Below are 25895 nucleotides of genomic sequence, written 5' to 3'. Positions count from 1 at the left end.
CGAAGGTGGTTCCCGAACACCGAACGACAGCGCACCCTCCCGAGGATGCGCACAGCGAGAGGATTCGACATGCGCAACCGCACCACCCGCTTCGCGACCTTCGCCGCGACCGGCACTGCCGGCGCCGCCCTCCTCGTGGGCCTCGCCGCACCCGGCGCCGTCGCGACGACGCCCACGCAGGCTCCCGCCGCCCCGCAGTCCGTCGTCGCGCCGGCGAAGCTCGCCGCGAAGGACGGCAAGATCGTCCCGATGCGCCAGGGGGACACGACCGTGGACCCGTGGCACGAGTGCGGACCCACGAGCGTGAGCATGGCGCTCCTCGCCCTGGGCAAGACCCCGAAGGGGTGGACCGGTGAGGCTTCCAGCACCGACGCCACCGTCCAGAACATGAAGGCCTCGATGAACGAGACCGATGGCGGCGGCACGATGATCGGCCAGGGCGTGGAGGGCTTCAAGGCCTATGGCGTCGACGCGCACGAGGAGTACGACCTGGGCGCCGCCAAGAAGGCCGTCCGGGACGGGAAGGTCGCCATCGTCATGGGCGATGCCCAGGCGGCCGCCCCCTGGTGGAACGTCAACATCAGCCCCGATGCTCTCTCAGCGAAGACCCCGATCCTGCACTGGATCGTCGTCGTCGACTACGACGCCGACACCGACGAGTACACGGTGCTGGATCCGCTGTCCGCCGCTGATGCGAACACCCCGCACCAGGTGAAGTCGAGCTGGCTCGACACGTACTACGCCAACTTCGCCGACACGCCGGGAGTGGGAAGCGTCGTCGCCGGCTGACGGCGTTGCGCTGCGCGAGCACGGGTTCGCCAGAACGCCGGGGCCTCCCGTCCGACCAGGACGGGAGGCCCCGATCGTGCGCTCGGGACGAGACGGCGCACACCGGTGACCTCGCCATCGCCGGCGAGTCAGCCCTCGGCCCCGTCCCACACCACGTGGCTCTGCGCATCCAGTCGGGCGCCCTCGCTGGGCTCGTGTGGACGCAGCGCCCCGTCGTGCATCAGGTCCAGGACCTCGACGCGATGCTCGAGCTCCATCACGTCGGCGATGATCCGGCGGTGGCATCGCCACCACACCGCTTCGGAGCACATGATCGCCGTGCGGGCCGCGCGGCAGTCCTCGAGCAGCTCATCTGCGCCGGCGCGGAACTCCGGGGTGCGGGTCCAGGCGGCGTAGGCGCGGAAGGCGGCGACCCTCCACCAGGTGTCCGGCGAGTCCGCGTCCTGGTCCTTCGTGAGACGGCGCCTGCCGCCCAGGCGCTCCTCCCAGCGGTACCCGATCCCCGACTCCGCGCAGATCTCCGGGACCGAGCCCTTCGCGGCGGCCTCGTTCGCGCGGCTCCCGGGGAACCGGCGCACGTCCACGAGCCGTTCGATGCCCGCGCCCGTGAGCAGGTCGGCGAGCTCCTCGCGCGAGAGGGTGCCGTGGCCGAGGGTCAGGAGATCAGGATCCATCTGACCAGGATGGCACCGCGCTCGGACCAGCGGCGGGGGCGTCGCGTCAGGGCGCCGATGGACGGGCGTACGGGCCGCTCGCGCGCACTTCGTCCCAGCGCCGCCGCGGGATCGCGGCCGCGATCACCAGCGCCGTGAGCAGATGCGCGGCGCCCAGCAGCGCCCAGACAACCGGCCCGTCGGCCGCGAAGCCGATCAGCGGCACGAGGGCGGTGGCGACATGGAAGCCGCCGTGGACGCCGATGGCCGCCCACACGGAGCGCAGCGCGATCGCGAGCATCCCCGCGCTCATCGCGAATCCGAAGGGCATCGCGAGATAGACCAGCCGCTGCCCGATGCCCTCCTGGCCCCCGGTCGAGGCGAGATGGGGGAGGGTGAACGCCGCAGCGGTCACGAGCACGGCCAGGCGCGGGCGCCGCGAGAGGGTCTGCAGAACGTAGCCGCGGAACAGCACCTCCTCGCCGATCCCCTGCAGGACGAACGCGCGCAGGAGCACGAGCACCAGGACCGGGACGATCGCCGCCCCCGTCGGGATGTATCGGCGGATCTCCGCCGCGGGCACCGGTGCCACGAGCCCGGCGGCCTCGGCGACGAAGGAGGCGATGACGAGCAGCGCGATCGCGATCACCATCCCGGTGACGAGCGCGGCTCCGGCACGGACGTTCAGCCGCAGACCCAGCGCGGCGAAGGGTCGCCGATCGACCCCGTGCACGAACAGAGCGGCCAGCAGCAGATACGCCAGCAGCGGGGCCGCGCAGACCAGCGCATAGGCGCCCGCACCCCACCAGTCCTCCCTCTCGCTCGTGGCGGCGACCCCGGGGATCAGACCCGGCAGGGCGGACGTCATGGCGGCGGGCAGGAAGACGATCATCGGGAGGAGCACTCGCAGCCAGCGCGGCAGGCGCGGTCCGGGAGGGCTGGTGCGGGGGCCGGCATCGATGGGGATGGCGAGTGGGCGGGAGCGGGGTGCGGAGGTCATGTCCCCGACGCTAGGAAGACGCCGCGCCGGGAACGTCCCCCTCGGGTCACCGGAGGTCATGACCGCGGTCATGGGTCGGTGCGGGGGCGATCCCCCTACGGTGGCACCATGAGCGAGCTGCCGGCGACCACGGCCCCTGCCCCGAGCCTGCCCCGCCGCATGCTGCCCGTGCTCCAGTCCCTCGCGCTCGTGTGCCTCGTGATCGCCGCAGTTCTGGGCCTGCCCCTGGAGCAGGGCCCGGGAGCGGGGCGCGTCTGGGTGCTGTCGGTCGTGTGGGGCGCGCTGGCGGTCCTGATCGCCCTCGCCTGGATGCTGCGGCCCCGGCTGCGCACGCCCCGCTCGCGCGCGATCCTCTCCGCCGTGGTGGTCCTGCTCGTCACGCCCGTGGCCGTGTTCGGGCGGATCGGCTTCACGGTCCCCGTGCTCCTGCTGGCGGTGGCCCTCGTGGTGCTCGACGCCTCGGTGCGCGCCGGGGTCGTCGCGACGGCCTGGATCGGTGTGCTGGGCGTGGCCCTGCACGTGGCCAGTTGGGGCGATCTGGGGACGGGATTCGCCATCGGGCTGGTGAACTCTGTCCCGGTGATGGTCCTGCTGGGCTTCGGGATCGTGCTGGGCTGGACGCTGCGCGCCTACGAGCGGCAGCTGCGGCGCGACGCGGCCCTCATCGACCGCCTGCGGCGGGCCGCGGAGACCGAGAAGGAGCTGCTGCTGGCGGACGAGCGGGCCCGCAGCGCCCGAGAGCTGCACGACGGGCTCGGCCACCGCCTCACCCTGGTCTCCATGAGCCTCGACTTCGCCGAGCGGATGCGCGAGCGGGACGCACGGGCCGCCTGGGACGAGGTCGCCCAGGCGCGCACCACCTCGCAGGACGCCCTCGAGGAGATGCGCACCTGGGTGCGCGCGCTCAGCCCGGTGCGCGATCCCGCCGCCCGGGGCGCCGCGGCGCTCGACGCCATCGCCGAGTCCTTCCGCGGCACCGGCCTCGCGGTCGAGGTCACGGTCGACGACCGCTCGAACACCGTGCTCACCACGGATGATGCCCTCTCGCTGCTCGTCTACCGCGCCGTGCAGGAGGGGCTGACGAACGCCCTGCGGCACGGGCGCGCGCGCGAGGTGCGTCTCGGGCTCCACGCCGCTGACGGGCAGCTGCGCCTGCGGATGAGCAATGACCTGGGGCCCGGCGCCCAGGTGCCCGACGGTGAGGCCGAACCGGGCTTCGGCCTGCGCGGACTGGCCGAGCGCGCGCTCGCTCGCGGCGGTGGCCTGCGCGCCGCACGTGAGGGCGACCGCTTCCTCGTCGCGCTGCAGCTCCCGGTGCCCGACCTCTCGCGCGCGAGCGGCTCACCCCGAGGTGTGGTCGGCGGCGTCGGCCGCACGGCGACCGGGGTCGCCCGATGAGGGCGGAGACGGCTGCGCTGCGCGTGCTGCTCGTCGATGACCAGCAGCTGCTGCGGCGCGGCCTGACGATGCTGCTGTCCACCGTCACGGACCTCGAGATCGCCGGGGAGGCGGCCGATGGCGCCGAGGCCCTCGCTGTGCTCGACCGTCGGCCTGTCGACGTGGTCCTCACCGACGCCCGCATGCCCGGGATGGACGGCGTCGAGCTCGTGGCCCGCTGCGCCGAGCGGCATCCCCGCCTCCCGGTGCTGCTGCTGACCACGTTCGACGACGACGCGCTGGTGCAGGGCGCGCTCGCTGCCGGCGCGAGCGGCTTCCTGCTCAAGGACACCTCGACCGACGCCCTGGCCGATGCCGTGCGTGCTGTCGCGAGCGGCGGGATGGTGATCGACCCGCGCGTGGCCCGGGCAGCGATGCGTCGGCCCGACGCGCAGGCCGACACCCTCGCCATCCTCACCCGCACCGAGCGCCTGGTCGCCGAGCAGGTGGCCCGGGGCCGCACGAACACCGAGATCGCCGCGGAGCTGGTGCTCGCCGAGGGCACCGTGAAGAACCACGTGAGCGCGCTGCTGCGCAAACTCAGCGCCCGCGACCGCACGGCCCTCGCCCTCGACCTGTACAAGACGCTGGGCGGGTAGCGGCGGGGTCAGTACTCCGCCCGGAAGCTCCGCGCCACCTCCTCGCCCTGCGCGAAGTAGTGGCGGAACGTGTACAGGCACGGCCTCCAGACGCCGAGGTCGATATGGCTGGTGCCGGGAAGGACATGGTCGCTGCGAGCGAGCACCCGGCTCACCGGGGCGTGCACGGCGCTCGCACCGTCCTCGCACGGCATCACCCTCGCCGCATGCGCCTCCAGCTGCACCGGGCACTCGGCGATCCGCGCCGGCGCGCCGTGGTCCGCGGGCACGGGAGTGAAGCCGCCGGCCGACCACTTGTCGCGCACGCTGCGGAACTGCGCTCTCTTGCGGGCCGGCACGGGATCGGCGCCCGTGGTGTCCGCGATGGCCTCGATGCGATCGGCGAGCGAGGCATCGGGAAGGTTGATCACCAGACGCGCCCGGCGGCGCAGGTTCGACATCGCGTGGGAGTCATCGGCGAAGCCCAGCACGTACGTGCGGCCCAGGGCCCAGGCCGAGGAGATCGGGGTGATGTTGCTGGTGCCGTCCTCGTTCAGGGTGGTGACCAGGGCGATCGTCGTGCCGAAGTAGTAGACGCTGGGGTCGATCGAGATGTGCATGGGCGCCAGCCTCGTCCCGGGGCGGTTCGGCGTACGCCGAAGCATGCGGGTGCGAGGATCGCACCATGTCCACCACCGGTCCCTCTGCCCCCGGTCTCGCCGACCTCGCGCGCGCCATGGCCGACGACTCCCGGGCGACCATGCTGCTTGCGCTGCTCGATGGCCGCGCCTGGACCACGGGCGAGCTCGGGACGGCAGCCGGGATCGCCAGGCCCACGGCCACGGAGCACGTCAACCGGCTGCTCGCCGCCGGGCTCGTCGAGGAGCGGCGCCAGGGCCGCCACCGGTACGTGAGGATCGCCGACCCGGACGTCGCCCACGCCGTCGAGTCGCTCAGCGCCCTGGCGGCCCAGCGAGGACTGGTGCGCCCGGCGGCGAGCGCCCTGCGCGCCCAGCGGGCCGATGCCGCGCTGCGCGAGGCCCGCACCTGCTACCGGCACCTCGCCGGACGGCTCGGGGTCGCGCTCGCCGACGCACTGCACGCCCAGCGTCTCGTCGGCCCCGCATGGGAGGTCACAAGAACCGGCGAGGAATGGCTCGAGGCGCACGGGATCGACCCCGGCCGCCCGCGCCGCGGGGTGCTCGTGCAGCCGTGCCTGGACTGGACCGAGCGCCGCGACCATGCCCGGGGCCCGCTCGCGGAGGCACTGCTGACGCATCTGCTCGCCGTGGGCGCTCTCGCGAAGACCACCACGCCCCGGCAGCTGCGGGTCGACCTGACCGTGCCGGTGTGGGACGAGCTCGGCATCGCCTGAGCTCAGCGGACTTCCCAGGCCTCCACGTCCCCGGCCTTCGCGGCCAGCAGCGGGTGGGGAGCGGGGATCTGCCCGTCGGCCGGGAGCTGCTCGAGCCAGTCGGGGGAGCGCTCCTCGCACTTGCGACGCAGATGGGCGAGCTCGTACTGGAGCTGGCCGGTGGTGACGGGGATCGGCGCGGACGAGCGCAGGGCCGACGGATCGCCGGGCTGCAGGATCCGCGTGGCGTCGAAGCGGTAGCCGCGCGCCGTCGCCTCCTCGCGCAGCCCCACCAGGTAGGCACCGATCGCGGCGAGGGGCTCGGGGTGCGCACGGAAGCGCGTGAGCTGAGGATGGCGGGTGTATCCCGTGGTGCCTCCCGCCAGCACCTTCTGCGCGAGCAGCGCCTCGCGCCAGCCGGCGACGAGCGCTGCGCGGTCCAGGATTGAGGGGTGCAGGCTCCACAGTCGCATTCCCCGATCCAAGCACGGCCGGACGGGCCGGGGTGACACGGAGAGCGCGGCCTCCGGGGGAGCTCCTCGCGAGTGCGCGCCCGCGCCGCGGTCGTCCTCCGGCCGTCCGGCGCCGCCTCAGCCGTCCCGGCCGTCGGTCCCACGTCGGATGAGCGCCTCGAGTCCCGTGCCATCGGGGCGGTAGGAGGGGTCGAGCTCTCGCCTCCAGCGCCCGTACTGCATGTACGCCGCGAGCGCCGTCCGCGGGGACAGCGTTCCGTCGACGACCGCGAGCGTTTCCCGGGCGCGAGCATCCTGGGCGGTGGCGAAACGGTGGTGGTCCGTGCCCTCGCGGCGATCCGCCAGGAGCATGCCCTGGACGAGCGTCTCGCGCACTATGCCCAGCGTGAGGTGCAGACCGATGAGCTCGCTGCCGCGTCCGAACCGGGCCGCGGCCAGCGCCGCGTCGAAGCGGATCGCGGCATCGGGCGCCGGCTCCGGCAGCACGACCGGGCCGCCGTCGACCGAAAGGTCCACGGCCCGGCCGTCGACCAGAACCGTCCGCACCACCGCCCGACTTTCCGTGAGGGAGTGCTGGAAGGCCCAGATCGGAGCCCCGAGCACGGCTTCCACATCGACCGGGGCGTCGAGAACGATGCGCACGTCCAGGTCGCTCCACGGGTCCAGGGCGGCGGGATCTGTCGCGGACCCGTGGACCGTGACCTCGGCTCCCGGCAGGGCCGCCCTCATGTGAGCCAGGGTCCGGGCCTGCCAGGCATCCGAGTGCTGCAGCGGGAGAGTCTGGTCCTCGGAGGTCCCGAGAGGCGGCCGGATGCTCGCATCTTCCATGCCGTGAGCCTTCCAGGCGCGCTCGTCATCGGCGAGCGATATCTGAGACCGCGCGAGGCGGGATGTGCGAGGCTCCCGGCATGAGCACCCCGGCGATCCCGGCATGGACCGGCCCGCTCGACGTCTCCGCCCTCGCGATGGACGCCGTCGGGCAGGTGGTCTGCGCCGCGGGCAGGGTCGCCCGGGCCCGAGGTCTCGACGTGCACATCGACACCACGTCCTCCCTGGTCGAGGGCTCGTTCGCGGCGATCGACCACCTGCGTGTGGAGGGCAGGCCGGTTGAGGCCTGGGGCGAGCTCTCGGGCTTCTTCGCGGCCGACGACGGCTGGATCCGCCTGCACGGCAACTATCCGCACCACCAGGCCGCGATCCGTCGTGCGCTCGCCGTCGAGGACCGTGCCGGCGCGGCGGAGGCGATCGGACGTCTTCCCGCTGACGTCGCGGTCCGGCGGATTCTCGAAGAGGGTGGCATCGCCACGACGGTCCGCACCGCGGGCCAGTGGAAGGCGCACCCGCAGGCCCGAGCGATGGCGGAGGTGCCGTGGCGGAGCATCGAGGCGGGGGAGCAGCGCACCGACCCGCCCGTCGGACGCGTGGCCGGACCCGCCCCGTCGGCCCCGCTGCCGCTGGACGGGCTGCGCGTCCTGGATCTCACGCGCGTCGTCGCCGGCCCCATGGCCACCCAGCTCCTGGCCTGCCTGGGCGCCGACGTGCTGCGCATCGACCCGCCCCGTCGGCCCGAGCTGCGCGACGCCTTCCTCGCCAGCGGCATGGGCAAGCACTCGACGTCGCTCGACCTCGCGACCTCGCGACCCGTCCTCGAGACGCTGCTCCGGCGCGCCGACGTCGTGGTGCTCGGCTACCGACCCGGTGCCCTCGCCCGCTTCGGCCTCGCACCCGAGGACCTGCGCGAGCGCTTCGGCCACCTCGTGATCGGGTCCCTCTCCGCGTGGGGCGAGGTGGGCCCGTGGGGAGAGCGTGCGGGCTTCGATTCGATCGTGCAGGCCGCGACCGGCATCGCCGAGGCGTATGCGAGCGGGGGAGCGCAGGAGGCCCCTGTCGGCCGGCACGGACAGAGCGACTCCCGCGCCGGCCGCCCCCGCACGCGCTCCGCGCGGACACCCGGCGCGCTGCCCGTCCAGGCCCTCGACCACGCAACCGGGAACGTGCTCGCCGCCGGCATCCTCGATCTCCTGGCCGACGGGCGGGGCGGCCTGGTCCGCGTGCACCTGCTCGGCGCCGCGCGCGAGCTCATGGGGCGGGGAACGGGGGCGACGACGCCCGGGGTGATGGAGGCGGCTGCGCAGGCGGGCCCGCCGTCCACCACCACCGAGCCGAATGCGCCCTCCCCTGTCACGACGGTCGAGCAGAGCACCGCACACGGAAGGGTCCGCACCGCGCCCGCCCCTCTGCGCCTCGACGGCGCCCCTCTGACCGCCCCCATCGCCGAGTACGGGACCGCGGAGCCGCGCTGGCGATGAGCAGGAAACCGGGTGACAGCACCCGGTCCCGATGACAGTCTCCCGACATGGACCCGGCCAGCTGCCTCTTCTGCTCCCTCCTCGCCGACCCTGACGCCGCCTGGGTGACCCGGGAGGACGGGGCAGACGCCGCCGCGCTGCTGCCCCTGCCCGAGAGTTCGCTGGCACCCGGGCACACGCTCGTGATCCCGGCGGAGCACTGTGTGGGCGTCCATGACGCCTCCCCCCGAGCCCTGCACTCCGTCTCCGACCTCGTCCAGCGCATCGCCCTTGCGATGTTCTCAGGCCTCGGGGCCCACGGGGTCAACGTCCTGAACGCGAGCGGCCCCGCCTCGGGTCAGTCGGTGCCGCACCTGCACATGCACGTCGTGCCGCGGTGGGAGGGCGACGGCCTCGACACCTGGCCCCCGGGCCTCTCGCTCCACGAGATCGCTGGCGACATCCGCATGCGGTTGAGCGAGGCGGTCTCGGACCTCACCTGCGGCGACGACGAGCAGGGAGCCGCGCGCCGACGGTGATCACGCCGCCGCTCGCACCCAGACGGCCAGCTCGTTCCCGCTGGGCTCGCGGACATGGAAGCGCGTGCCGCCCGGGAAGTCGAAGGGCTCGACCGTCACCGTGCCGCCGGCCGCTTCGACCGCTGCGCGTGTCGAGGCGAGATCGTCGACCTCGATGACCACGAGGGGCGCCCCGGGCGCCTCCTCGCCGTCGGCCTGGAAGCCGAGGCTCTGACCCTCGCCGGCCCTCTCCGACCTCTTCGCGGCCACCCGTGTCCGCTTGCCGTCGGATCGTCACCCGCGCTTCCTCAACCCGACATCCGTGTTCACCGGCGCTCGGGTTGGGAGCGCTCCCACAGGTCACGCGAGGTCACGTCGTCGCAGGTCCGTTCATGATTCCTCGGGTTCGCCCGCGCGCCACCGGTGAGCCCCCGCGCGGCCCCGATCATGTCGCCGGCAGGTCATGCCCCCGTCGCCGGGGCTCCCTAGCGTCCGTCGCGGTCCCTCTCCCCATCACCTCCTCAAGGAGTCCCCATGACCTCGACGCCATGGCGCGCCACGACCTTCACCCTCGCCGCGACGCTCTCCCTGGGGCTCTGCCCCGCGATGGCCTCCTCGACGCCGCTGCCGACCGGGCCGCTCGGCACGGGCCCGTCGGTCGAGGCACCCGCTCAGCCCGTCCCCGCCGACGGCGACAGCGCGAAGCAGGCCGCCCGTGCACCGCTGCCGAAGGCGCAGGCCGAGACGCCCGCGCCCGACGTCCTGGACGTCGACCCCTCCCGCGGGAACACCGAGGACGCCACCGGCCGGAAGGCCACCGCCTTCGGCGACGCGCCGAAGGTCTCCACCGACCACGCGCTGGGCCGCGACGTCGCCGCCTTCGACGGCACCAACGCGATCGGCTACGACTTCGCCGACGGCTACGACAAGACCTCGACGGCGCTCACCATGGAGTGCACCATCCGCTTCGACGCCCCGCTGCCCGAGGGCAGCGACGAGGGCTCCGGCAACCTCTGCGGCGCCAAGGAGGGCGGCGGCTACTCGCTGACCGCCTACGGCAAGACCCTCAAGATGATGGTCAACGTCGACGGGAAGTACTACGGGGCCGGCGTCGACATCGAGCAGGGCGTCTGGTACCACGCGGTCGGCGTGTGGGACGGCGACACCGTCTCCCTCTACCTCAACGGCAAGAAGGTCGCCGAGTCGCCCGCCGAGGGCAAGGCCATCACGGCGCCCAAGGACTCCGCCCGACAGTTCTTCGTTGGCGCAGACACGAACTCGACCGGCAAGCCGCAGTTCAACGCCACCGGCTCGGTCGCGAACGCCGCCGTCTACTCGAGGGCCCTGAGCGACGACCAGGTCACCGCGCGCTATGCGGACACCTTCACCCACCGCACCGAGGACCAGGCCGGCTTCACCCTCTCCAGCCCCGCTCCCGGCAAGCAGCTCACCCGTCCCACCACCCTCCAGGGCACCGTCGAGAACGAGGACCTCCTCGCCGGCGACCTCACCCTGAAGCTCGACGGGAAGCCGATCGCCCTCGGCGATGAGATCGGCCCCGGCCTCAAGGCCGGCACCCACACCATCAGCTACTCGGGGAAGGACGCCCTGGGGACGGCCGTGAAGGGCTCGACGGCCTTCACCAGCACCACCATCCCCACGGCGGGCGGCACCACCCAGTCCAGCGGCAGCGGCCAGGCGACGCTCACCGCCCGCGCCACCAGCCCCAGCGGCGCCTCCCTGCGCACCACCTTCCTGCAGGGCGACGTCGCGCAGGCGAAGAACTCCCGCACGGGCACGATCCCCGCCTCCGCCTTCGACGAGAAGGAGGGCGTGGACGGCGACGTGAAGCTCTCCGACGCGAAGGCGACGAAGGACGAGCTGGCCCCGTCGGACGGCACCACCCTGCAGACCGAGAAGACCGATCAGATCCCCGCGCTCTCCACCGAGATCCCCTTCTCCGAGGAGGGCCAGAGCCTCGTCTGGCGCGGTGAGGTCGACCCCGAGCGGGCCGTGCAGCTGCTCGCCCTGAACACCGAGACCGGGCGCTACGAGGTGCTCGACTCGGCGCGCGGCTCCTCCGACGGCCAGGTCGAGCTCGACGGCAGCGCCGCGAAGGCCAACGACGACCACGGCACCATCAAGACGCTGGTCCTGGGCACGGATCCCTTCGCCGACGATCTCGACAAGCCGGTCGACGACTCCTTCGAGGACCCCGACGACTACGACTTCTCGCTGATGCACATCACCGACACCCAGTACCTCTCCCAGGGCGCGACCGCCCGGCCCACCGCGGCCGAGCGCACCGAGTGGGCCGACGCCTACGAGGACTCCTACCGCTGGCTCGCCGAGCACGGCAAGGAGCGCAAGGTCGCCTTCGTCGCCCACACCGGGGACGTCGTGGAGTCCTGGAACTCCGGCGCGACCGACCGCTCCGTGCCGGAGAAGGAGATGCAGTTCGCCGACGGCGCCCAGAAGATCCTCGAGGACACCGGCATCCCCAACGCCGCCATCCCCGGGAACCACGACAACCTGGGCGGGGAGGACGACACCCTGTTCAACGAGACCTTCGGTCCCGAGCGCTACGAGGCGCAGGCGCAGAAGGAGTCCTGGAAGGCAGAGGGCGCGGAGTACCACCCGTGGAAGGAGGGCGACAACTCCAACTCCTACAACCTGTTCAGCGCGGGCGGCGAGGACTTCGTGACCGTCAACCTCGGCTACTCCGTGACGAAGGAGGAGGCCGACTGGGCCGCCGGGATCCTCGCGAAGTACCCGACCCGCAACGGCATCGTCCTCACCCACGCCTACCTCAAGCCCTCGTCCTCGCCCGACGGTCGCGGGGGCCCGTTCTCGGCCGACGGCCAGCTCATCTACGACCGGGTCCTCTCCAAGAGCCCGAACGCGGACCTGGTGCTCTCGGGCCACGAGCACGGTGTGAACATCAGCGTGCGCAAGGACGTGGGCCAGAAGGGCAACGACGTCACCGAGCTGCTGGCCGACTACCAGTTCTACGAGGTCGGTTCCGACGAGCTGGGCCTCACCGAGGAGGGCGGCTACGGCAAGGACACGGGCCTGCGCTTCGGCGCCAGCTTCTTCCGCCTCCTCCAGTTCGACCTCGACAAGGGCGAGGTCAGCGTCGACACCTACTCCCCGTACCTCGACAACTTCGGGGCCCACGAGTACGACACCAAGGGGCGGTACGACGGCCGTGAGGACGACTTCCGCGTCCCCGTCCAGTTCGACGGCCGCACCACCGCGTTCACGACCGACGCGATGATGGGCCTGACCCCGACGACGAAGACCATCGACGAGGTCACGCACGAGTCGGGCGAGGACGCGAAGGTCACCTGGAAGGGCCTGAAGGACGGGAAGGCCTACGGCTGGTTCGCCGTGACCCGCGACGTGTCGCGGGCGGCCGATCCCGAGGCCGACCGTCGCACCGTGCTCAAGCACGGCGGCGGCTCGGGCTCCGGCTCGGGCGACCTCACCGAGGGCATCGTCCAGCACGGCGTGTTCACCGGCACCGGCGAGTCGCAGCACGACGACGGCAACCGCCCCGGGAAGGGCCACGACAAGGGCCACGACAAGGGCCACGGGAAGGGCAAGGGCCACGGCAAGGGCAAGGGCGGTTCCGGCCACGGCAAGGGCCACGGCCGCAGCTGATCACCGACCCACTCCCTGTCGGCCTCCGCCGACCACGGCGCCCCGAGGACCAGGTCCTCGGGGCGCCGTCGTGGTCAGGTCTGCTGAGCTCAGGTGCGGCGCGCTCAGCTCTTCCGGCGCATGCTCGAGGGCGCCCGGGTCAGCTCGATGCGGTCCTCGCGGAACTCGAGCATGCAGCCGCAGTCCACGCACTCCAGCGCGATCGCGCCGTCGTCGAGGAACTCGGCACCGAAGTGCAAGGAGGCACGGGAGGCGAGCGCGACCCGCTGCCAGCGGAATCGGTCGGCGGCGCAGTGATAGCAGGTCACCGCCTTCGAACCCGCGACGGCGGTGACGACCATGTCGCGCACCGCACGCAGCTGCTTCGCGTCCATCGGCGTATGCCTCCTGCCCCTCCGGCCGTCCGTCGCGGTCTCTTCCGCCTCGTCTACCTGGTCAGTCCTCGACGGGCACGAGCTCGACGCGGCCGTCCTCGAACTCCTGCATCTTGCCGCACTGCACGCAGGCCAGCGCGATCGCCTCGGGGCTGAAGGCCGCGAAGCCGAACAGCTCGGAGGTGCCGGAGTTCAGCAGCACGCGCCGCGAGCGGAACTGGTTGCCCTCGCAGTGCCCGCACACGATCTGCGTGCCTGCGGCGCCCGCGATGAAGATCTCGTCCTTCTTGGCCATCGGTGCCCCCTCGGATCGATCAGTTCTGCCTCTCACCCTGCCATGACCCGGCGGCCCCCTGCAGCAGCTCGGCGGACGTCGTCAGCCGGACCTGCGGCGCGTACAGACCCATGACCTGCAGGGCCGTCGTGGCATTCTCGCCCGTCGAGGCGGCGCAGGCGTCGGTCACCACGCGCACGCGCGCCCCGGCGTCGGCCGCGGCGAGGGCGGTGGAGAGCACGCAGCAGTCGGTCGAGACACCGGTCAGCAGGAGGTCGGGGTGCGGTCCGACGACCTCCTCGAGCCCGGCGCCCCACTTGCCGAACGTGGGCTCGTCGACGGTCGGATGCGCGGTGAGACCGTGGGCGGCCCCGACGAGATCGAAGAGCGGATCCTCCGGGGCGACGTCGGCGAAGGGCCAGGCGGCGAAGTAGTCGGCCCAGGACCCCGAGCGGTCGGCCGTCGGCAGCCAGCGGGTCACGACCGTGCGCTCGGGGCCCACGTGCGCCGCGAGGAGCGCGATGCGCTCCATCGCCTGGTCGAAGAACGGCGAGGACCACTTCGAGGACGGGTCGGCGAAGATCCGCTGCGGATCGACGACCACGAGCCAGGGGGAGGGGGACGACACGGGGTCGTCGGGGTGCGGATGCGCAGGCTGCGAGGTCATGGGACTCCTTCGTCGTGAGGCGGACGGCGCGCGGGATGCCGATGACCGCGCCGAGCGGAGCCCCAGACTATGACCCGCAGCCCCTGCCGCGCCGCCCGGTTGCCCGGGTCTCGGAGTCGCCCGAGCGCTTCGCACCTCACCGCCCGCGGCGCGTGAGCCCGACCTCCTGGTGGCGGATGCGCGGGCGGCGGAACACCATCGCGACCGCGAAGGACAGCACGAGCGCGAGCAGCACGCCCAGGTTCGAGTACGCCCACGGGCCGTCCCAGTAGGCGCCGTCGGGCGCATCGATGAAGGTGCCCAGGCCCAGCGGCTCGAGCAGGTAGCCCTGCCAGTCGTTGTACGACGCGTCGGAGTACTGGTTGACCACGAGGCCCCAGCCCAGCGCCGAGGTGACCACGAGGGTCGCGATCGAGGTCCAGTCCACGGCCCCGTAGCGTCCGCGGGCGTCGAACAGCGAGGTCTCGTCGTAGTCGGTGCGGCGGGTGAGCACGTCGGCGATGAGGATGCCGGCCCAGGAGGCGATCGGCACGCCGAGCGTGACCAGGAAGCTCTGGAAGGGGCCGATGAAGCTGCCCGCGAAGAACACCACCCAGATGGTGCCCGCGGTGAGGATCGCGCCGTCGACGAACGCGGCCGCCGGTCGGGGGATGCGGATGCCCAGGCTCAGCAGCGTCAGGCCCGAGGAGTAGATGCCGTTGACCGCGCCGGAGACGAGGGTCAGCACGGCGACGATCCAGAAGGGGATCAGCGCCCACAGCGGCAGCAAGGTCACGAGCGTCCCCACCGGGTCGTCGCCGATCTTCGCCATCACGTCGGCGTCGGAGCCGGCCAGCAGCAGTCCGAACACCACGAGGATCACGGGGGCGGCCGAGCCGCCGATCGTGTTCCAGGCGATGATCGCGCCGTCGGACGTCGCGCGGCGCTGGTAGCGGGACCAGTCGGCCGCGATGTTGATCCAGCCCAGACCGAAGCCGGTCATCACCATCACCAGCGCGCCGATCATCTTCTGCACGTTCCCGCCCGGGGCCGCCATCACCGCGGAGAGGTCGATGTGGGGGATCGTGAGGATCATGAACAGGATCGTCATCGCGCCTGTCGCCCAGGTCAGCACCGACTGGATCCGCATGATCGTGTGATAGCCCAGCACCGAGGCGGTCACGATGATCGCTGCGATCGCGAGGGTGGCGATGACCAGCACCGTCGTCCCGGAGGCGAGGCCCAGGGCCTGGAACACGGTCGCGGTGGCGAGCACGGCGGAGATCGCGAGCGAGGTCTCCCAGCCGATCGAGGTGAGCCACGAGATGATCCCCGGCAGCTTCTGACCGTGCACGCCGAAGGCGGCGCGGGAGAGCACCATCGTCGGTGCGCTGCCGCGCTTGCCCGCGATCGCGATCAGGCCGCACAGGGCGAAGCTGACGACGATCCCGATCACGGCGACGACGACCGCCTGCCAGAAGGAGATCCCGAAGCCCAGCACGTAGGCGCCGTAGCTCATGCCGAACACCGACACGTTCGCGGCGAACCACGGCCAGAACAGCTGGTGGGGCTTCGCGGTGCGCTCGGACTCGGCGATGATCTCGATGCCGGTGGTCTCGACCAGCGGAGAGCCGACGGGGCCGGCGGGTCCGACGGGGCCGACGGAGGAGTCGGACGGGCCGACGGGGCGGGGATCTGCGGACGACATCGTCGCCTCCGGGGTGTGTGGTCACGCGGGCGGACCGCGCTGCAGGGACGGGGTGCATGCCATGCGCCCCGGCCGACGCGCGGTCCGACCAGGGGACAGCGGGAGACCCATCATCCCACCCGGGAGGGCGCATGAGAGATTGCAGGCAATCGACGGGACACCCGGGACCGCAGGCGGTCAGTCGTCCTATCGTGGAAAGCCGTGCGCCCCTCTCTCCCCGATCCCCGGTCCCTCAGCGGGCATGTGTCCTCGACCGCCCGCAGCATGGTCACGCTCGGCCCGGGCAGGGCCGACCTCGCGCCCGCCGTGAGGATCGCGGTCTCGCTCGCGGCGCCGCTCGTGATCCTGCTGCTGAGCGGTCACATCCAGTGGGCGATGTTCGCCTCCTTCGGCGGGTTCACCTCCATCTACGCGCGGTACGTGCCGACCGCGATCCGCGTGAGCCACCACGTGCGCGTGGGCGTCCTGCTGACGATCTGCGTGGGCATCGGCGCCCTGCTCTCCCAGCTCGCGGCCGCCGACGTGCTCGGCCACGGGATGCACCTCGCCCTGACCACGGTGGCCGGGGCTCTCGCCGCCGCGATCGGCTCGGTGCTCGTGATGAGCAAGGGCCTGCGTCCGACGGGGGCCGTGTTCCCCGTCTTCGCGGTCACCGCGGTCTCCAGCGCCCCGTCGGTCGCCTCCTGGTGGCTCGCCCTCCTGATCGCCGGCGCCTCGGCCGGATGGTGCGTGCTGCTGGGATTCCTGGCTCGCTGGACGGGCGAGGCGAACGTCGACGCCGCAGCCCCGGACACCTCGGGCATCACGGGCAGGATGCGCCGCCAGGAGTTCGCCCGCTACGGCTTCGCCGCGCTGGTCAGCGGCATCATCGCGTCCCTCACGGGGATCCCCTCCCCGTACTGGGCGCAGGTCGCGGCCGTCGTCCCGCTCTCGGCGCCCGGTCGGCGCCTGCAGGTGGAGCGCGGGCTGCACCGGATCGTCGGGACGGCCCTGGGCGTGGGGGTGACGGCGTTCCTGCTCTCGTTCCCCAGCCAGCCCTGGCAGCTGCTGGTGTGGGTCATCCTCATGCAGTTCCTCGCCGAGTTGTTCGTGCTGCGCAACTACTCGCTGGCGCTCGTGTTCATCACGCCGCTCGCGCTGCTGATGGTGCAGCTGGCGAGCCCGCGGCCCGTGGGATCGCTGCTCGCCGCGCGCGTCTCGGAGTCGGCGATCGGTGCGGTCGTGGGCATCGGCACGGTGCTGCTGGCCGTCGCCCTCGAGCGCCGGCGGGCCCGGCGCCTCGGCGCGGCCTGACGGACGCCACGGGCGGCGCCGCCGGCGGCCTCGACACAGGAAGCAGACGGGCGAGGCCTACCGATCAGCGCCCGACAGGCTCTGCATAGGGTGTTGCCCGTGACCACCACGATCGCCGAGACCACCCTGCTGGCCGCCCTCGACCGCACCTATCGCGGGCGCCCGGCGAAGCCGTCGATCTATCGCCGCCTGCACGAGATGCTCGATCCCGAGGAGACGGTCCACTGCGTCGCCGACGGGTACCGCGACTACACGAGCGAGCATCTGCTGCTGCTCACGGATCGTCGGGTGCTGCTGGTCAAGGCGCCGATCCCAGGCCGCTGGAAGGCGATGCGCGACGTGCCGGCGACGGCGGTGCTGGGAGGGCGACAGGTCACCGGGACGCTCACAGCGGCGTCCGTGGAGATCGGGGTGCAGGGGCAGAAGCCGGTCACGATGAAGATCGGCAGCCACGAGGCCGCGGCCGAGCTGCTGCGCACCCTCGAGGCGCTGCGTGCCGGCGCCGCCCCGGGAAGATCCGCGGAGGGCAACGGCGCCCTGCCGGAGACCGACGGGGGCGCCACGGCCGTGTCCGTCCCCTCCGAGGTGCAGGGGCTGCTCGCGCGGGGCGAGCGGGTGCACAGCGTCTTCGAGGGCTGGTCGACGTGGTCGAGCGAGCACCAGCTGCTCGTGCTCAGCGACCACCGAGTGCTGCTCGCGGGTGAGCAGACGCCGGGGAGCTGGATCACCCAGCGGGAGACCGCGGCGCCGTCGGTCACCGGCGTGCGCAGCGCGGGAGGGACGGCCCTGAAGGCGGCCTCGGTCACGGTCGAGGTGCGGGACCAGAAGCCGATCAGCCTGGGCAAGGGAGCAGCGGAGCCGGCGCAGGCCTTCGTGCAGACGCTCGAGGGCCTGCTGCGCCAGGGGCGCGGGCCGGCACTGCGCTGACCGCTCGGCACGGGAAGCCGATGCGGCCCGCGCTACGGTGACCCCGTGAACCACGCCGACCCGACGCATGCCGAGCAGACGTTCTTCGCCGTCATGCAGCGCAATGACGAGCCGCGCGACGTGTGGGACCTGAACCTTCCTGAGAAGATCCTCGATCCGGACGAGACCGTGATCGACGTGAAGGTCGGGGACACGACCTCCGATACGAACCCGCTGCTGATCGCCACTGACAGGAGGGTGCTCCTCGCGAAGGAGGGCTCCATCAGGTCGTGGAGGGTCCTCAAGCAGGCGCCGGCGGCGGAGGTCGTCGGCGTCGATTACAAGCCCACCCTGTTGTCGGGGAAGCTGCGCGTGCACCTGCGCGACGGGTCCGCCATCACGCTCGTTACCGCCACGAAGGGCCATGCTGAGCGCTTCGTCGCGACCATGCGGGGCCTGCTGGATGGCGCTCAGCGTTCGCGGCACTGACGCCGACGAAACACGCGGGCCCCTTCCGGCCCGGCCCGGCGCGTCCCCCCGCTACGGTGGCCCCGTGAGCCTTGCCGACCCGACACACGCCGAGCAGACCTTCTTCGCCGTTCTGAACAAGAACGACGAGGCAAAGAACGCGCTCACCGTCGATCTGCCGGAGCGGGTCCTCGATCCGGAGGAGACCGTCCTCGACACGAAGGTCGGCGACATCCAGAACGACACCACCCCGATCCTCCTGGCGACCGACCGACGCGTCGTGCTCACACGCCGACGTGCGTTCGGCTCGTGGAAGATCCTCAAGCAGGCGCCGGCGGCGGAGGTCGTCGACGTCGACTTCAAGCCCACCCTGCTGTCCGGGAAGCTGCGCGTGCACTTGCGCGACGGAACGCAGATCGTGCTGTCGACAGGGACGAAGGACCACGCGCAGCGGTTCGTCTCCACGATGCACGGGCTGCTCGGGCGCTGAGAGCGCCGCACTCCGCCCCGCCACCGGCGAGATCGGCCGGCCGACTGCCTCAGAGCCTGCGCACGACCTCGAAGGTCTCGCACACCACCTCGGTGTCGTCGTCGATCACGATCCGGGGCTCCCCGAGCCCCGCGATGAACTCGACCGAGCCCCAGAACTCCTCGTGGCCCTCGCGCCAGGCCGCGGCGTCGGGATGGCCCTCGCCCTCGGCGCGCGCGTGGCCGTCGGTGACGTCGGCCAGCCGCACCACTTGCACGCCGGTCGCGCGGATCACCGCGACGGGGCGCTCGTCGGAATCGACCACCGCCTCCTCGGCCCCGACGACGGGCAGGGGCGCGCCCTCGCGCACGTACTCCTCCCGCAGCGAGGCGGTCGCGGTCTTCGCGCCGGACAGGATCGCCCCGACCAGCTGGTCCCTCAGGGGGCCCGGGAAGGCGAACTCGGCGAGGGGGAGTGCGGCATCGTGCGCCGCGTCGTGCGCGTCCATCAGAACCAGTCCGTCCCGCGCAGCCTCCGCGGCCGCGCATCGGGGTCGTCGGCGATCTTGTAGACGAGCCGGCCCAGCGGCAGCTCCCGTGCGGGGATCGGCGTCTGCACGTACCGGCGCAGGCGCCCCGCGGGCCGCGGGCCCTGCTTCCCGCCGTCGTGCCAGGCGTCGAGCCGTGCGGCGCTCTCCTCGAACGCCCGCACCATGGCGTCCGGGTCCACGAGGTCTGCGTCGTCACCGTCGGCCCGATCCAGGTGCTCGCGCGCGAGCTCGAGACGCACGTCGCGGGGGAGGACCCGGGCGAGGTCGTCGTCGGAGCGCAGGCGCGTGGGCTCGCGCGGATCCTCACGCTGGTCCACGAGCGCGCACGCGATCTCGGTGTCGTAGGTCCAGGAGCGCAGGTTCACGTTGTCCGAGCCCACGGTCATCCAGACGTCGTCCACGAGGCACACCTTCGAGTGCACGTACACCGGTGTGCCGTCGTGGTTCTCGATCCCGAACACGTGCACGCGCTCGCCGCCCGCCTCGTGCAGCAGGTCCAGGGCGGCGTTCCGCGAGCTCATGGCGCTCGCGTTCGCGATCGTCGTGTCCGCGGTGGTGAAGGTCGACAGGACGATCACCAGGTGGGTGCCGGGGTGCTGGCGCAGCGCGTCGGCGAAGCACGAGAGCACCTCGGGCGACCAGATGTACTGGTCCTCGAGGTAGATGATCCGCTCGGCGCGCGGGACCGCCTTCACGTAGGCGCGGGCGATGCTCCGCTCGCCCGAGGGCGCGAAGGGGAAGCGGGGTCGCTTGTGCGGGTAGGTGCGCAGCACCTGCACGTCGACCGTGCCCGAGGGGTCCGGATCGGGCTCCTGCAGCGGGAGCGGCTCGGCGTGCTGGTCGTCGCGGTGGATGCGCGCCTGGATTCGTGAGAGCGGGTCCAGGGAGGGCGGTGTCGGGTCCTCCCAGCGCTCCCGGAAGGTCGCCTCGAGGTCGCCGACGGCGGGCCCGCCCACCTCGACCATGAGGTCGTGCCACGCGGGGGTCCCGCCCCAGATCGCGCCCATCGAGACGGTCTGCGGATCGCCCAGGTGCCGGGCGTCGTCGCGGCGGGTGTGGCACAGGTCGATGCCTCCGCAGAATCCCGCGTCCCGCTCGGGATGCCCGGGGTGGCGCAGCACCAGGAACTTCTGGTGCTGGGAGCCCAGCGGCAGCACGCGCTGGTCGAGGATGACCTCGCCGCCGGCCGCCCGCACCGTGTCCGCGAGGCTGCGGTTCTCCTCCTCGGAGTAGTGGATGGAGTCCAGGTGCGAGCGCCAGAACAGCGCCTTGACGATGACGCCGCGGCGGGCGGCGTCGGCGATCAGCTCGACGATCGTGAGCTCGTCCTCGCCGACCCTCTCGTCCGGATCGCCGCGCCAGTCGGTGAACAGCAGCAGGTCGCCCGGTCCCTGGGCGGTGATCAGCTCCCGCAGGCGCGCGAAGTAGTCGGCGCCGTGCACGTGCACCCGGGCCGTGTTGCCGCTGGTCAGCGCCCGTCCCTCGTGCCGGTGGTCGAGGCGCGTGAAGGTGTTGCCGCGCTCGATCGTCGAGAGGAACCAGTCGTCGGTGCTCATCCGTCCATCACACACCATCGCCCTGTGCGCGCGGGGCTAGGCTGGGACGGGCCCTCGGGCCCGCCATTCCGTCACTCCGCAACCGATGAAGGGCGAGCGCTCATGACGGCATCCGCGTCGCGCCGCGGCACCGGCAGCATCCCCGCGAGCACCGCACTGCTGACCGACATGTACGAGTACACGATGCTCTCGGCCATGGTCGAGGACGGTAGCGTCCACCACGAGGCCGTCTTCGAGGCCTTCGCCCGTCGCCTCCCCGAGGGCCGACGCTTCGGCCTGTTCGCGGGCCTCGGCCGCCTGCTTCCTCTCCTCGAGGACTTCGCGCCCGACGCGGAGGACCTCGCCTACCTGCGCGAGGTCGGAGCGATCACGGAGGCGACCGCGGAGTACCTGCGCGACTGGAGCTTCACCGGCACCATCACCGCCCTGCCCGAGGGCAGCCTGTACTGGCCGCACACGCCGCTGCTCACCGTGCACGGGACCCTCGGCGAGTGCCTGCTGCTGGAGACGCTCGTGCTCTCGGTGCTGAACTTCGACTCGGCGATCGCCTCCGCCGCGGCGCGCATGGTGATCGCCGCGGGGGATCGCCCCCTCATCGAGATGGGCTCGCGCCGCGTCCACGAGGAGGCGGCCGTGGCCGCCGCCCGGGCCGCCTGGATCGCGGGCTTCGCGACCACCTCGAACCTGGAGGCCGGCAGGCGCTTCGGCGTCCCCGTCGCGGGCACCGCCGCCCATGCCGCGACGCTCGCCCGGCCCACGGAGCGCGACGCCTTCGCGGCCCAGATCGCGACCTACGGGCCGGGCACCACGCTGCTCGTGGACACCTACGACATCCCCGCGGGCATCCGCACCGCGGTCGAGGTCGCCGGGACCGGGCTCGGCGCCGTGCGCATCGACTCCGGGGACCTGATGACCGTCGCCCCCGCCGCCCGCGCCCAGCTCGACGCGCTCGGCGCGACGAGCACCCGCATCACCGTGACCAGCGATCTCGACGAGTACGCGCTCGTCCACCTCGCCGGCGCCCCGATCGACGGCTACGGCGTGGGCACGCGGGTCGCGACGGGCTCGGACCATCCGACGGCGGGCATGGTGTACAAGCTCGTCGCCGTGGGCGACGGTCCCGGCACGCCGCTGCGCAGCGTCCAGAAGCTCTCGGCCGACAAGGGGTCGACCGGCGGCGCGAAGACCGTCTCCCGCTTCCCCGACGGCCGCGAGGTCTGGACCCTCGACGGCTCGGTGCCGGAGGGCGCGAGGCCCGTGCACGTCGACGTGATCCGCGACGGCGTCCCGCAGCGCGTCGCGAGCGCCGAGGAGGCGCGCGAGGTCGCCGCCGTGAGCCTCGCGAGCCTTCCCGCGCGCGCCCGCGAGATCAGCGAGGGCCAGGCCTTCCGCGCCAGCGAGCAGTGGGACGAGGCGGGGACGGGCGACGCGGGGGAGAGGATCGACGGGGGAGAGACGGCCGACGCGGAAGAATCGCCGCGCGACGGAGTGGCGGCCGACGCACCCCGCACCCTCGTCGTCGTCGACGTGCAGAACGACTTCTGCGAGGGCGGCGCCCTCGGCGTGACCGGCGGGAACGCCGTCGCCGAGCGCATCGCCGCCCACCTCTCCGAGCGCGCCGGCGACTACCGCCGCGTGGTCTTCTCCCGCGACTGGCACCTCGCCGAGGGCGACAACGGCGGCCACTTCGCCCTCCCGCCGTCCGCGCCCGACTTCGTGGACACCTGGCCCGTCCACTGCGTGCAGGGCACCTGCGGCGCCGAGTACCACCCGGCGATCCTGGGGGCCCTCGAGCGGCTCGTCGGCAGCGGCGCCGAGGTCGTCCACGTGGTGAAGGGCGAGGGGGCCCCCGACTACAGCCTCGCCCAGGGCCGCGTGGCAGGCGTCGACGGCGGCGCCCCCGCCGGCGGCACCGACCTGCCCTCCCTGCTCACGGGAGATGTCGACGTCACCGGCCTGGCCTTCGACTACTGCGTCGCCGCGAGCGCCCGCGACATCGCCGCGCTGCCCGGCGCGGGCACCGTGCGGGTCCTCGGGGACCTCACCGCCGCCGTGCATCCCGAGGCCGATGCGGAGACCGTGCAGCACCTGACGGAGGCGGGGATCCGGACGGTCTCGCCCGCACGCTCCGCCGCCCCGACCGACTCCCGGAAGGACGCCTGAGATGCCCGGCAACACCGCTCCCGCCGGCTACGACGCCAGCAAGCACCCGCCCTTCGCGGTGACGGTCGACCTCGCCGTGTTCACCATCCGCTCGGGCGCCCTCAGCGTGCTGCTCGTGCGGCGCGGCGCCGACCCGTACGAGGGCAGCTGGGCGCTGCCCGGCGGCTTCATCGAGCCCGACGAGGACGCCGCGACCGCGGCGGCGCGCGAGCTCGTCGAGGAGACCGGCATGGACACCGCCGGCTACCACCTCGAGCAGCTGCGCACGTACTCGGCGCCCGACCGCGACCCGCGGATGCGCGTCGTCTCCGTCGCCCACCTGGCGTTCGCCCCCGACCTGCCGGATCCCACGGCGGGCGACGACGCGGCGTTCGCGCGCTGGTGGGGCGTCGAGGAGATCCTCGAGGACCCCGACGCCCCGCAGCTCGCCTTCGACCACCGCGAGATCCTCACCGATGCCCTCGAGCGCGTCCGCGCGAAGGTCGAGTACACGACCCTGGCCACGCAGTTCCTCTCCGAGCCGTTCACGCTCGCGGAGCTGCGCAGCGTCTACGGCGCCGTCTGGGGAGCCCTCCCGGACCGCGGCACCTTCATCCGCAAGGTGCTCTCGACCGACGGGTTCGTGGTGCCCGACGACCGCTCCGTCGACGGCACGCCCACCGGCAGCCCGCACCCCGCGCTCTACACGCGCGGCGAGGCCACGGCCCTGCAGCCGGCCCTCCTGCGCCCCCGCGCGGGAGACGAGGTCTGGGAGGGCTTCGGCGAGGTCTGAGGCGGGAGCCCCTCAGCCCACCAGCGCGTCGATCTGGTCGATCGACTCGCGCGAGCCCTCCTCGACGCCCATGTCGATGACCTGCTGCAGGCCCTCGCGCGTGGGGTGGATCGAGACGTAGACGGCGCGGGTGCCGCCGTCCGCGGCCTCGAAGGTGGCGGTGTTCTCGGCGACCGGGAGGTCGGTGTTCACGGCGAAGCCGTTCTCGGCGTCCGCGAATCCGTCGCGGTAGCGGAAGAAGCGGGGCTCGTCGACCTCGAGGATCTCCCAGAAGCCGCCGAGCTTCTCGCCCTCGGGGCTCGTCATGTAGTAGTTCATGCGGCCGCCGGGCGTGAGGTCGTGGTCGACGAAGGTCGCGGGGTACGTGGGCGGGCCCCAGATCCTCTCGAGCTGGCGCGGGTCGGCGTAGATCTGCCAGATGCGCTCGACGGGTGCGTCGAACTGCGCGGTGATGGTGATGGTCAGGGCGTCGAGGTCAGTGGTGATGTCGGTGACCGGCATGGTGGTCCTCCTGGTCGGGGCCGTCGGCGAGCAGGTCGTCGATGCGGCTGATGCGGTCGCGCCAGATCTCCTCGAGATCGCGCAGCAGGGCGGCGGCCGATCCGACCGCCGCGACGTCGCCCCGGGCGAGGGATTCCCGCCCCTGGCGGCGCCTGGTCACGAGCCCCGCGCGCTCCAGCACGGCCACGTGCTTCTGGACCGCGGTGAGGCTCATGTCGTACTTCGGCGCGAGCGCCGACACCGACTTCTCCCCGACCAGCACGCGCCGCAGGATGTCCCGCCGCGTGCGATCGGAGAGCGCATGGAACAGCGCATCCGCGCGGTCCTCGTCGATGTCGAGCACACGCACAACTTACAACCGAATGGTTGCAGGTTGTCAAGGGGTGCGAGTGTACGCGCGACCCCTTGCCTGTTGACCGAGCGGTCAATAGGGTGGCCGCATGGTCGCATCGCCCCGCCTCCCGCTCGCCTCCACCCTCGCCGCCGTCTACCTCGTGCTCGTGCTCGTGACGATCCCGGCGCTCGTCGTCCTCGCGGTCCTCGCCCCGCACCTCGCACCGGTCGAGGCCTGGATCCATGCCGTGATCGTCCTGCTGCTGGGGGTGCTGCTCCCGCTGCGGCTGCGCCGGGCCGCCACCGGCTCCCGCTCCGCACTGCGCGCGGCCGGCATCATCGCCGCCGTGCTGCTGCTGGCCAACGTCGTCGAGGCGCTGGTCCCCGGCCTCTTCCCGGTCTGGATGCGCGCGGAGATGATCGTCATCGCGGTGCTCATGGCCGGCGTCGTCACCGGCGTGAGCCTCGAGGCCGCCCGCACGAGCCCCGGCGGACGGGCCGCGTGATGGCGGGCCGCCGGCTCCCGCCCGACCAGCGTCGCGCCCAGATCGTGCAGGCGACCATCGATGCCGTCGCCGCCCGCGGCTTCGCGGCCAGCAGCCTCGAGGTGATCGCCGCCCGGGCGGGCGTCTCCAAGGCGCTCGTCGCCCACTACGCCACCTCCCGCGACGCGCTCATGGCCGAGGCCGCGCGGACCGCGCTCGTCCAGCTGCGCAGTCAGGTCGCGCAGGGGCTCGACGCGGAGGTCGACGCCGCGGCCTTCCTGCGCGCGGCGATCAGGGGAGCGGCGCGGCTCGCCCGCACCCACGAGCGCGAGCTCGCGGCCCTCGAGCAGATCGTCGCCGGCCTGCGCGACGAGGACGGCGGGCCGGTGCTCGGCATCGCGGACATGGAGGAGACCTTCGAAGGGCAGGAGGGCGTCTTCGCCCGAGGACAGCGCGACGGGGTCATCCGGGCCGGGGCGGATCTGCGCACCCTCGCCCTCGTCTACGAGGGCGCCGTCGAGGCCATGGTCTCGCACCTGCGCGCCCATCCCGAGGCCGACGCCGACGCCTTCGCCGAGGGCGTCGCCGACGTGCTGCTGTCCGGGATCGCGGGGCGGGACTGACGGCTCGACGCCCGGGCCCGA

The 25895-nt window shown here is 72.7% G+C and carries 29 protein-coding genes; 15 read left to right on the top strand and 14 right to left on the bottom strand.

Going from position 1 to position 25895, the window contains the following annotated elements:
* The first annotated feature begins 69 nt into the window (after nt 1–69).
* The gene (locus M4486_RS13320) at nt 70–789 is read left to right on the top strand and encodes a C39 family peptidase (protein WP_249477732.1); all 720 of its coding nucleotides are present in this window, start codon (nt 70–72) and stop codon (nt 787–789) included.
* Nucleotides 790–917: 128 nt separating this feature from the next.
* Here M4486_RS13320 and M4486_RS13315 read toward each other — a convergent pair whose 3' ends face one another.
* Together M4486_RS13315 and M4486_RS13310 are read right to left on the bottom strand one after the other, a co-directional pair.
* A complete protein-coding gene (locus M4486_RS13315) occupies nt 918–1463 on the bottom strand; it encodes a DUF488 domain-containing protein (RefSeq protein WP_249477731.1) in 546 nt (181 codons plus the stop codon).
* A 46-nt stretch (nt 1464–1509) separates the two neighbouring features.
* Entirely contained in the window at nt 1510–2442 is a 933-nt protein-coding gene (locus tag M4486_RS13310; protein WP_249477730.1) for a CPBP family intramembrane glutamic endopeptidase, read from the bottom strand.
* A 108-nt stretch (nt 2443–2550) separates the two neighbouring features.
* Here M4486_RS13310 and M4486_RS13305 point away from each other — a divergent pair, with 108 nt between their 5' ends.
* Together M4486_RS13305 and M4486_RS13300 are read left to right on the top strand one after the other, a co-directional pair.
* Entirely contained in the window at nt 2551–3840 is a 1290-nt protein-coding gene (locus M4486_RS13305; protein WP_249477729.1) for a sensor histidine kinase, read from the top strand.
* Nucleotides 3837–4478, top strand: a complete 642-nt coding sequence (locus M4486_RS13300; RefSeq protein WP_249477728.1) for a response regulator transcription factor — start codon at nt 3837–3839, stop codon at nt 4476–4478. The genes M4486_RS13305 and M4486_RS13300 overlap by 4 nt, the downstream gene beginning before the upstream one ends.
* A gap of 8 nt (nt 4479–4486) precedes the next feature.
* On the opposite strand, the gene M4486_RS13295 is transcribed toward M4486_RS13300, so the two are convergent.
* Nucleotides 4487–5077 carry a flavin reductase family protein gene (locus M4486_RS13295; protein ID WP_249477727.1) on the bottom strand — a complete coding sequence of 197 codons (591 nt, stop codon included), beginning with the start codon at nt 5075–5077 and terminating at the stop codon, nt 4487–4489.
* A 65-nt stretch (nt 5078–5142) separates the two neighbouring features.
* Between M4486_RS13295 and M4486_RS13290 the strand changes: the two genes are divergently transcribed.
* Nucleotides 5143–5832, top strand: a complete 690-nt coding sequence (locus M4486_RS13290) for an ArsR/SmtB family transcription factor (RefSeq protein WP_249477726.1) — start codon at nt 5143–5145, stop codon at nt 5830–5832.
* Nucleotides 5833–5834: 2 nt separating this feature from the next.
* Here M4486_RS13290 and M4486_RS13285 read toward each other — a convergent pair whose 3' ends face one another.
* Entirely contained in the window at nt 5835–6284 is a 450-nt protein-coding gene (locus M4486_RS13285; protein WP_249477725.1) for a pyrimidine dimer DNA glycosylase/endonuclease V, read from the bottom strand.
* Between the two features lie 117 nt (nt 6285–6401).
* The gene (locus tag M4486_RS13280; protein WP_249477724.1) at nt 6402–7013 is read right to left on the bottom strand and encodes a hypothetical protein; all 612 of its coding nucleotides are present in this window, start codon (nt 7011–7013) and stop codon (nt 6402–6404) included.
* A gap of 179 nt (nt 7014–7192) precedes the next feature.
* Here M4486_RS13280 and M4486_RS13275 point away from each other — a divergent pair, with 179 nt between their 5' ends.
* Both M4486_RS13275 and M4486_RS13270 read left to right on the top strand, forming a co-directional pair.
* Nucleotides 7193–8593 carry a CoA transferase gene (locus M4486_RS13275; protein WP_249477723.1) on the top strand — a complete coding sequence of 467 codons (1401 nt, stop codon included), beginning with the start codon at nt 7193–7195 and terminating at the stop codon, nt 8591–8593.
* A 47-nt stretch (nt 8594–8640) separates the two neighbouring features.
* Entirely contained in the window at nt 8641–9111 is a 471-nt protein-coding gene (locus tag M4486_RS13270; protein WP_249477722.1) for an HIT family protein, read from the top strand.
* Here the strand turns inward: M4486_RS13270 and M4486_RS13265 are convergent, their stop codons facing one another.
* Nucleotides 9112–9360, bottom strand: coding sequence for a VOC family protein (locus tag M4486_RS13265; RefSeq protein ID WP_249477721.1), 249 nt, complete (start codon nt 9358–9360; stop codon nt 9112–9114).
* 264 nt (nt 9361–9624) lie between these two features.
* On the opposite strand from M4486_RS13265, the gene M4486_RS19830 reads away from it, so the two are divergent.
* Complete coding sequence (locus M4486_RS19830) at nt 9625–12753, top strand: laminin G domain-containing metallophosphoesterase family protein (RefSeq protein WP_283257928.1); 3129 nt, start codon at nt 9625–9627, stop codon at nt 12751–12753.
* A 104-nt stretch (nt 12754–12857) separates the two neighbouring features.
* Here M4486_RS19830 and M4486_RS13250 read toward each other — a convergent pair whose 3' ends face one another.
* From M4486_RS13250 to M4486_RS13235, 4 genes are all read right to left on the bottom strand, one after another.
* The gene (locus M4486_RS13250; protein ID WP_249477720.1) at nt 12858–13127 is read right to left on the bottom strand and encodes a hypothetical protein; all 270 of its coding nucleotides are present in this window, start codon (nt 13125–13127) and stop codon (nt 12858–12860) included.
* A gap of 61 nt (nt 13128–13188) precedes the next feature.
* The gene (locus M4486_RS13245) at nt 13189–13422 is read right to left on the bottom strand and encodes a hypothetical protein (RefSeq protein ID WP_249477719.1); all 234 of its coding nucleotides are present in this window, start codon (nt 13420–13422) and stop codon (nt 13189–13191) included.
* 19 nt (nt 13423–13441) lie between these two features.
* A complete protein-coding gene (locus M4486_RS13240) occupies nt 13442–14068 on the bottom strand; it encodes a cysteine hydrolase family protein (RefSeq protein ID WP_249477718.1) in 627 nt (208 codons plus the stop codon).
* Nucleotides 14069–14204: 136 nt separating this feature from the next.
* Nucleotides 14205–15755 carry a purine-cytosine permease family protein gene (locus M4486_RS13235; protein ID WP_249477717.1) on the bottom strand — a complete coding sequence of 517 codons (1551 nt, stop codon included), beginning with the start codon at nt 15753–15755 and terminating at the stop codon, nt 14205–14207.
* A 201-nt stretch (nt 15756–15956) separates the two neighbouring features.
* Between M4486_RS13235 and M4486_RS13230 the strand changes: the two genes are divergently transcribed.
* The 4 genes from M4486_RS13230 to M4486_RS13215 all read left to right on the top strand — a co-directional run bounded on the left by M4486_RS13230 (nt 15957) and on the right by M4486_RS13215 (nt 18912).
* The gene (locus M4486_RS13230) at nt 15957–17048 is read left to right on the top strand and encodes an FUSC family protein (protein ID WP_249477716.1); all 1092 of its coding nucleotides are present in this window, start codon (nt 15957–15959) and stop codon (nt 17046–17048) included.
* Between the two features lie 99 nt (nt 17049–17147).
* Nucleotides 17148–17975, top strand: a complete 828-nt coding sequence (locus M4486_RS13225) for a hypothetical protein (RefSeq protein WP_249477715.1) — start codon at nt 17148–17150, stop codon at nt 17973–17975.
* Between the two features lie 45 nt (nt 17976–18020).
* Nucleotides 18021–18443, top strand: a complete 423-nt coding sequence (locus tag M4486_RS13220; RefSeq protein WP_249477714.1) for a PH domain-containing protein — start codon at nt 18021–18023, stop codon at nt 18441–18443.
* Between the two features lie 64 nt (nt 18444–18507).
* Nucleotides 18508–18912: a PH domain-containing protein gene (locus M4486_RS13215; protein ID WP_249477713.1), complete on the top strand. Its 405-nt coding sequence runs from the start codon at nt 18508–18510 to the stop codon at nt 18910–18912.
* Between the two features lie 49 nt (nt 18913–18961).
* Here M4486_RS13215 and M4486_RS13210 read toward each other — a convergent pair whose 3' ends face one another.
* A complete protein-coding gene (locus M4486_RS13210) occupies nt 18962–19399 on the bottom strand; it encodes an ASCH domain-containing protein (protein ID WP_249477712.1) in 438 nt (145 codons plus the stop codon).
* Complete coding sequence (locus M4486_RS13205) at nt 19399–20997, bottom strand: phospholipase D family protein (RefSeq protein ID WP_249477711.1); 1599 nt, start codon at nt 20995–20997, stop codon at nt 19399–19401. The genes M4486_RS13210 and M4486_RS13205 overlap by 1 nt, the downstream gene beginning before the upstream one ends.
* Before the next feature lie 102 nt (nt 20998–21099).
* Here M4486_RS13205 and M4486_RS19885 point away from each other — a divergent pair, with 102 nt between their 5' ends.
* Nucleotides 21100–23160, top strand: a complete 2061-nt coding sequence (locus M4486_RS19885) for a nicotinate phosphoribosyltransferase (RefSeq protein ID WP_346731749.1) — start codon at nt 21100–21102, stop codon at nt 23158–23160.
* Between the two features lies 1 nt (nt 23161).
* Nucleotides 23162–23932, top strand: a complete 771-nt coding sequence (locus tag M4486_RS13190) for an NUDIX hydrolase (protein WP_249477710.1) — start codon at nt 23162–23164, stop codon at nt 23930–23932.
* A 12-nt stretch (nt 23933–23944) separates the two neighbouring features.
* Here M4486_RS13190 and M4486_RS13185 read toward each other — a convergent pair whose 3' ends face one another.
* On the bottom strand, nt 23945–24433 hold the full coding sequence (locus M4486_RS13185; protein ID WP_249477709.1) for an SRPBCC family protein: 489 nt from the start codon (nt 24431–24433) through the stop codon (nt 23945–23947).
* Entirely contained in the window at nt 24408–24776 is a 369-nt protein-coding gene (locus M4486_RS13180; protein WP_239204966.1) for an ArsR/SmtB family transcription factor, read from the bottom strand. The genes M4486_RS13185 and M4486_RS13180 overlap by 26 nt, the downstream gene beginning before the upstream one ends.
* Nucleotides 24777–24873: 97 nt before the next feature.
* Between M4486_RS13180 and M4486_RS13175 the strand changes: the two genes are divergently transcribed.
* Both M4486_RS13175 and M4486_RS13170 read left to right on the top strand, forming a co-directional pair.
* Entirely contained in the window at nt 24874–25272 is a 399-nt protein-coding gene (locus tag M4486_RS13175; protein ID WP_249477708.1) for a hypothetical protein, read from the top strand.
* Nucleotides 25272–25874, top strand: coding sequence for a TetR/AcrR family transcriptional regulator (locus tag M4486_RS13170; protein ID WP_249481141.1), 603 nt, complete (start codon nt 25272–25274; stop codon nt 25872–25874). The genes M4486_RS13175 and M4486_RS13170 overlap by 1 nt, the downstream gene beginning before the upstream one ends.
* Nucleotides 25875–25895: the final 21 nt, after the last annotated feature.

Source organism: Brachybacterium kimchii, from assembly GCF_023373525.1.
In the GTDB taxonomy this organism is placed as follows: domain Bacteria; phylum Actinomycetota; class Actinomycetes; order Actinomycetales; family Dermabacteraceae; genus Brachybacterium; species Brachybacterium kimchii.
This window is presented reverse-complemented; position numbering and strand designations above follow the sequence as displayed.

What these genes read in the sequence shown, in the direction of transcription:
- M4486_RS13170 (WP_249481141.1), top strand. Translation starts at nt 25,272, where the DNA reads ATGGCGGGCCGCCGGCTCCCGCCCGACCAGCGTCGCGCCCAGATCGTG.
- M4486_RS13275 (WP_249477723.1), top strand. Translation starts at nt 7,193, where the DNA reads ATGAGCACCCCGGCGATCCCGGCATGGACCGGCCCGCTCGACGTCTCC.
- M4486_RS13320 (WP_249477732.1), top strand. Translation starts at nt 70, where the DNA reads ATGCGCAACCGCACCACCCGCTTCGCGACCTTCGCCGCGACCGGCACT.
- M4486_RS13295 (WP_249477727.1), bottom strand. Translation starts at nt 5,077, where the DNA reads ATGCACATCTCGATCGACCCCAGCGTCTACTACTTCGGCACGACGATC.
- M4486_RS13305 (WP_249477729.1), top strand. Translation starts at nt 2,551, where the DNA reads ATGAGCGAGCTGCCGGCGACCACGGCCCCTGCCCCGAGCCTGCCCCGC.
- M4486_RS13285 (WP_249477725.1), bottom strand. Translation starts at nt 6,284, where the DNA reads ATGCGACTGTGGAGCCTGCACCCCTCAATCCTGGACCGCGCAGCGCTC.
- M4486_RS13185 (WP_249477709.1), bottom strand. Translation starts at nt 24,433, where the DNA reads ATGCCGGTCACCGACATCACCACTGACCTCGACGCCCTGACCATCACC.
- M4486_RS13175 (WP_249477708.1), top strand. Translation starts at nt 24,874, where the DNA reads ATGGTCGCATCGCCCCGCCTCCCGCTCGCCTCCACCCTCGCCGCCGTC.
- M4486_RS13245 (WP_249477719.1), bottom strand. Translation starts at nt 13,422, where the DNA reads ATGGCCAAGAAGGACGAGATCTTCATCGCGGGCGCCGCAGGCACGCAG.
- M4486_RS13205 (WP_249477711.1), bottom strand. Translation starts at nt 20,997, where the DNA reads ATGAGCACCGACGACTGGTTCCTCTCGACGATCGAGCGCGGCAACACC.
- M4486_RS13290 (WP_249477726.1), top strand. Translation starts at nt 5,143, where the DNA reads ATGTCCACCACCGGTCCCTCTGCCCCCGGTCTCGCCGACCTCGCGCGC.
- M4486_RS19885 (WP_346731749.1), top strand. Translation starts at nt 21,100, where the DNA reads ATGACGGCATCCGCGTCGCGCCGCGGCACCGGCAGCATCCCCGCGAGC.
- M4486_RS19830 (WP_283257928.1), top strand. Translation starts at nt 9,625, where the DNA reads ATGACCTCGACGCCATGGCGCGCCACGACCTTCACCCTCGCCGCGACG.
- M4486_RS13315 (WP_249477731.1), bottom strand. Translation starts at nt 1,463, where the DNA reads ATGGATCCTGATCTCCTGACCCTCGGCCACGGCACCCTCTCGCGCGAG.
- M4486_RS13270 (WP_249477722.1), top strand. Translation starts at nt 8,641, where the DNA reads ATGGACCCGGCCAGCTGCCTCTTCTGCTCCCTCCTCGCCGACCCTGAC.
- M4486_RS13210 (WP_249477712.1), bottom strand. Translation starts at nt 19,399, where the DNA reads ATGGACGCGCACGACGCGGCGCACGATGCCGCACTCCCCCTCGCCGAG.
- M4486_RS13300 (WP_249477728.1), top strand. Translation starts at nt 3,837, where the DNA reads ATGAGGGCGGAGACGGCTGCGCTGCGCGTGCTGCTCGTCGATGACCAG.
- M4486_RS13280 (WP_249477724.1), bottom strand. Translation starts at nt 7,013, where the DNA reads ATGAGGGCGGCCCTGCCGGGAGCCGAGGTCACGGTCCACGGGTCCGCG.
- M4486_RS13250 (WP_249477720.1), bottom strand. Translation starts at nt 13,127, where the DNA reads ATGGACGCGAAGCAGCTGCGTGCGGTGCGCGACATGGTCGTCACCGCC.
- M4486_RS13310 (WP_249477730.1), bottom strand. Translation starts at nt 2,442, where the DNA reads ATGACCTCCGCACCCCGCTCCCGCCCACTCGCCATCCCCATCGATGCC.
- M4486_RS13235 (WP_249477717.1), bottom strand. Translation starts at nt 15,755, where the DNA reads ATGTCGTCCGCAGATCCCCGCCCCGTCGGCCCGTCCGACTCCTCCGTC.
- M4486_RS13240 (WP_249477718.1), bottom strand. Translation starts at nt 14,068, where the DNA reads ATGACCTCGCAGCCTGCGCATCCGCACCCCGACGACCCCGTGTCGTCC.
- M4486_RS13190 (WP_249477710.1), top strand. Translation starts at nt 23,162, where the DNA reads ATGCCCGGCAACACCGCTCCCGCCGGCTACGACGCCAGCAAGCACCCG.